General features: G+C 63.1%; 6 protein-coding genes. All 6 read left to right on the forward strand.

Features of this window, described 5'->3' with window-relative positions; translation table 11 throughout:
• Positions 1-21 precede the first annotated feature (21 nt).
• On the forward strand, positions 22-168 hold the full coding sequence (locus KBA32_RS17205) for a DUF6701 domain-containing protein (protein ID WP_367113795.1): 147 nt from the start codon (positions 22-24) through the stop codon (positions 166-168).
• Between the two features lie 84 nt (positions 169-252).
• Positions 253-1191 (forward strand): hypothetical protein, encoded by a 939-nt coding sequence (locus tag KBA32_RS16720; protein ID WP_294361389.1) that lies wholly within the window; start codon positions 253-255, stop codon positions 1189-1191.
• Positions 1188-1919: a PilN domain-containing protein gene (locus tag KBA32_RS16725; protein WP_294361390.1), complete on the forward strand. Its 732-nt coding sequence runs from the start codon at positions 1188-1190 to the stop codon at positions 1917-1919. Before KBA32_RS16720 ends, KBA32_RS16725 begins: the two co-directional genes overlap by 4 nt.
• Positions 1916-2608, forward strand: coding sequence for a type II secretion system protein GspM (gene gspM / locus KBA32_RS16730; protein ID WP_294361392.1), 693 nt, complete (start codon positions 1916-1918; stop codon positions 2606-2608). The genes KBA32_RS16725 and gspM overlap by 4 nt, the downstream gene beginning before the upstream one ends.
• Entirely contained in the window at positions 2593-2994 is a 402-nt protein-coding gene (locus KBA32_RS16735; RefSeq protein WP_294361393.1) for a hypothetical protein, read from the forward strand. The genes gspM and KBA32_RS16735 overlap by 16 nt, the downstream gene beginning before the upstream one ends.
• On the forward strand, positions 2991-3523 hold a 533-nt coding region (locus KBA32_RS16740), incomplete at its 3' end, for a secretin and TonB N-terminal domain-containing protein (RefSeq protein ID WP_294361395.1). The genes KBA32_RS16735 and KBA32_RS16740, both read left to right, overlap by 4 nt.

A 3523-nucleotide genomic window follows, 5' to 3' on the forward strand; every position in this document is an offset into this window, starting at 1 on the left:
GCAGCGGGGAACCGCTGCACCGTGGTCGGGGCAGCCGGAGCGGCGGCAACGACGGTCAATGCGCCGTGGCTGCAGTTCAACTGGAGCGGAACCATCGATAATCCGACCGCTCGTGCAACGTTCGGCCGCTACAAGGCGCCATTAATCTATCGCCGGGAAAACTACTGATCGTTGCTTTAAAAAGCCTTGTTATTTAGTGGGTTAATCGGTATCTTTCAACGAATTTATTACTAAGGTCAGAGGGGTTTTTACGTGTTTTTAGCTGCGCGCCGCAAACCCGGTTGGCTTGCGCTTATTCCGCAAGGCGGCGAGATCACGCTCGCGCACGTCGTCCGGCGACGCGATTCGCGGCCGGAAGTCTGCCTGCTTGACCGGTTTGTCGTTGAAGCCAGCGAGCGGGAAGCACTGAAGCGCCTGCGCTCTGCCCGATCATTGAAGTCCTGTACCTGCACGACGCTGATGGCAGAGGGCGAGTACAGTCTGACACAGATCGATGCGCCGCAAGTGCCGCAGGAGGAGCGCAAGGAGGCCTTGCGCTGGGCGATCAAGGAGATGGTCGCCTACCCGGTCGATAGCGCCTGTATCGACGTGCTCGATATCCCGAGTGCCGGCATGCCGCAAGGGCGTTCGGCCGGTGTCATGGTCGTCTCGGCGGCCGAATCGGCGGTGCGCTCGCGGGTGGCGCCGTTCGAGGCCGCCAAGGTGCCGCTGGCAGTGGTCGATATTCCCGAGCTGGCGCAGCGCAACGTCGCCGCACTGCTTGAGGACGAAAATCGCGGACTGGCGTTTTTGCGCGTCGACGAGAGCGGCATGATGCTGACGCTGACTTTCCACGGCGAGTTGATCGCTGTCCGGCGCGGCGAAATGAATACCCGACAGTTGAACGGCGCGGATGCCGACGAACGAGCGCGCGTGCTGGAACGGCTGGTTCTGGAAGTGCAGCGCAGTCTTGATAATTTCGATCGCCAGTACAGCCATATTCCGATCTCGAAGGTTGTTCTCGCCTGCTATCCGCTGGTCGAAAATCTGATGAACGAGCTGATCGAGAGTATTTACGTCCCCGTGCGCGAGATGGATCTGGCATCGGTGCTGGACTTTCCGTCGATTCCGGAACTCAGAAATCCGCAGGCCCAGGCCAAGAGCCTGCTCGCCATCGGCGCCGCCTTGCGTACCGACGGAGTTGCCCTGTGAGCCAGCAGATCAATCTCTATGAAGCGCGGTTGCGTCCGCGCCTGGAGCCGGCGACCGGGCGCAATCTCGGTATTTCGGCGCTGGTGCTGGCGGTGTTGATGGCCGGCTGGTCGTTGTGGGAAGGCGCCGAAGCCAATCGTCGTTCAGAGGCGGCCGGAGCGTCGCTCAAGGAAGTCGTTGCGGCGCAGGAGAAGATGAAGGCGCTGACGCAGACGATGGCCGAGCGCAAGGTGTCGCCGGAACTCGCCAATGAGGTCGAGAGCGCAAAGTCCATGGTCGCGGCACGCGAGGACGTGATCAAAGTCCTCGATTCAGGCGCGTTGGGGCGAACGGCCGGTTTCTCGTCGTTCATGGTCGGCTTCGCGCAACAGGCGCGGTCGGATCTATGGCTGACCGGTTTCCGGATCGCGGCGGGGGGCGACGAAATCGAGATTCACGGGCGCATGCTCGACCCGACGCGTTTGCCGGACTATGTGCAAAGACTGAACGCGGTACCGGTGTTTCAGGGGCGCCGCTTCGCTGCACTCGAAATGCGCCGCGTGAGTCCGGACGAAGTGTCGTCGGCGCAAACTGCGCAGGCGTCGGCCGTCGAAGCGGCTGGTCAGCACGTCGCGGACGGCGATCAGGCGCAGCAGCAGCGCCCGTTCGTCGCCTTTGTTGAATTCTTGCTGCGTTCCGAGAGCGTCGGTGGCGGTGAGGCGCCAGCGCGTGCGAAGGGCGCGTCATGAAGTCATCCCTTCTCAAGCTGGCTGCGCGCTTCGATGCCTTGCAGGTGCGCGAGCGCTGGCTGGTGGCGATCGCCATCCTGGGGGGCATCGTGCTGATTGGCCACGCCTTGTTCGTCGCGCCGGCACAGACGCGCGCGCACCTGGCAGAGCGCAGCCTCGGCGAGCAGCAGGCGCAACTCGCGGCCTTGAATGCGCAGATGCAGGCGCTGCAATCGCCCGAGCAGGATCCGAACGTCGCCGCGCAAGCCGAATTGGCCGGCCTGAAGACCCAATTGGCGAAACAGACCGAGCGCCTCACTGCGATGGAAAGCTCGCTGGTTCAGCCGGAACAGATGGCGGGGCTGCTTGAGGCGATGATCGGGCGACAAGGCGGGCTGCGCTTGCTCAGCCTGAAGACGCTGCCGGTTGCTGCCGCGCTGGAGAAGCCGGCAAACGGTGGTGCTGCGCCCGTACAAGGCGCCGCCGCCAAGGCGCCGGCCAGTGTCTCGGACGGCCTGTTCAAGCACGGTGTCGAAATCAAGCTGGAAGGCAGCTATCAGGAACTCACGGCGTACCTCGAGCGCCTTGAAGCGGCGAAACCGAAACTGCTGTGGAGCAGCGTTTCGCTTTCAGCGGAAGATCATCCCCGCCTGGTGCTGACGCTGACCGTCTATTCGCTCAGTCTGGAACGCGCATGGCTCATCGTTTAAAGCGCCTGGTCGCCATTCCCATGCTGCTGCTCGTGGGCGCAACGGCATTCGCGCAGGCGGATCTGGCCGATCCGACGCGTCCGCCGGCCGGGCTTGTCGCCGAGGAGGCGAGCAGCGAGGCGGCGACCGGCCCCGTGTTACAGTCCGTGCTCATTCCAAGGAAGGGTCGGGCCGTCGCCGTGATCGGCGGGCAGCCGGTCCGTCTCGGCGAAATGTATGGCGAAAGCAGGTTGATCAAGCTGACCGAGCGGGAAGCCGTGCTGGAAGGGCCGGGTGGTGTCGAGCGCCTGATGCTCACGCCGGGTATCGAGAAAACAAACATCGTCATGAAAAAGACCGACAAATCGCCAAAACCCCGGCGTGCGCAAAGCGAGGGGAAACCATGAAGTTCAGATCGATCCTGCTGCTTGCGCTGACATCGCTGTTCGCAGTCGGCTGCGCGACACACCAGAAAGCCCCGGGTACCACGTTCGACCGTATCGGGCAGGAAATGCAGGGCGCTGTCGATGCCAAGGCCAAAGGCGGCGCCGATGCCGCGCTCAATCAGGCGATGCTGCCGCCGCTGCAACTCGATTTGCCGACGTCGGCCAAGAGCGTCGAGCCGCGCTTCGATCTGGCAGTGAGCAACGCGCCGGCATCGCAGGTGTTCATGGCGCTGGTTTCCGGTACGCGCTACAGCATGCTGGTCGCGCCGGAGGTCTCGGGCACGGTGACCGTCAATCTCAAGAACGTGACCGTGCGCGAGGCGCTGGAGACCTTGCGCGAACTCTACGGCTACGAGTTCAAGATCCAGGGAACGCGCATTTACATCCAGCCGAACACCATGCAGACGCGCATCTTTCAGCTCAATTACCTCGCCGGCAAGCGTGTCGGACAATCCGATGTGCGCGTGACGTCGAGCTCGATCTCGTCGAC

Source organism: Propionivibrio sp., from assembly GCF_017995515.1.
Taxonomy (GTDB): Bacteria; Pseudomonadota; Gammaproteobacteria; order Burkholderiales; family Rhodocyclaceae; genus Propionivibrio.

Excerpts from the sequence above, each read along its gene's own strand:
- gspM (WP_294361392.1), top strand. The coding sequence starts at position 1,916 with ATGAAGTCATCCCTTCTCAAGCTGGCTGCGCGCTTCGATGCCTTGCAG.
- KBA32_RS16735 (WP_294361393.1), top strand. The coding sequence starts at position 2,593 with ATGGCTCATCGTTTAAAGCGCCTGGTCGCCATTCCCATGCTGCTGCTC.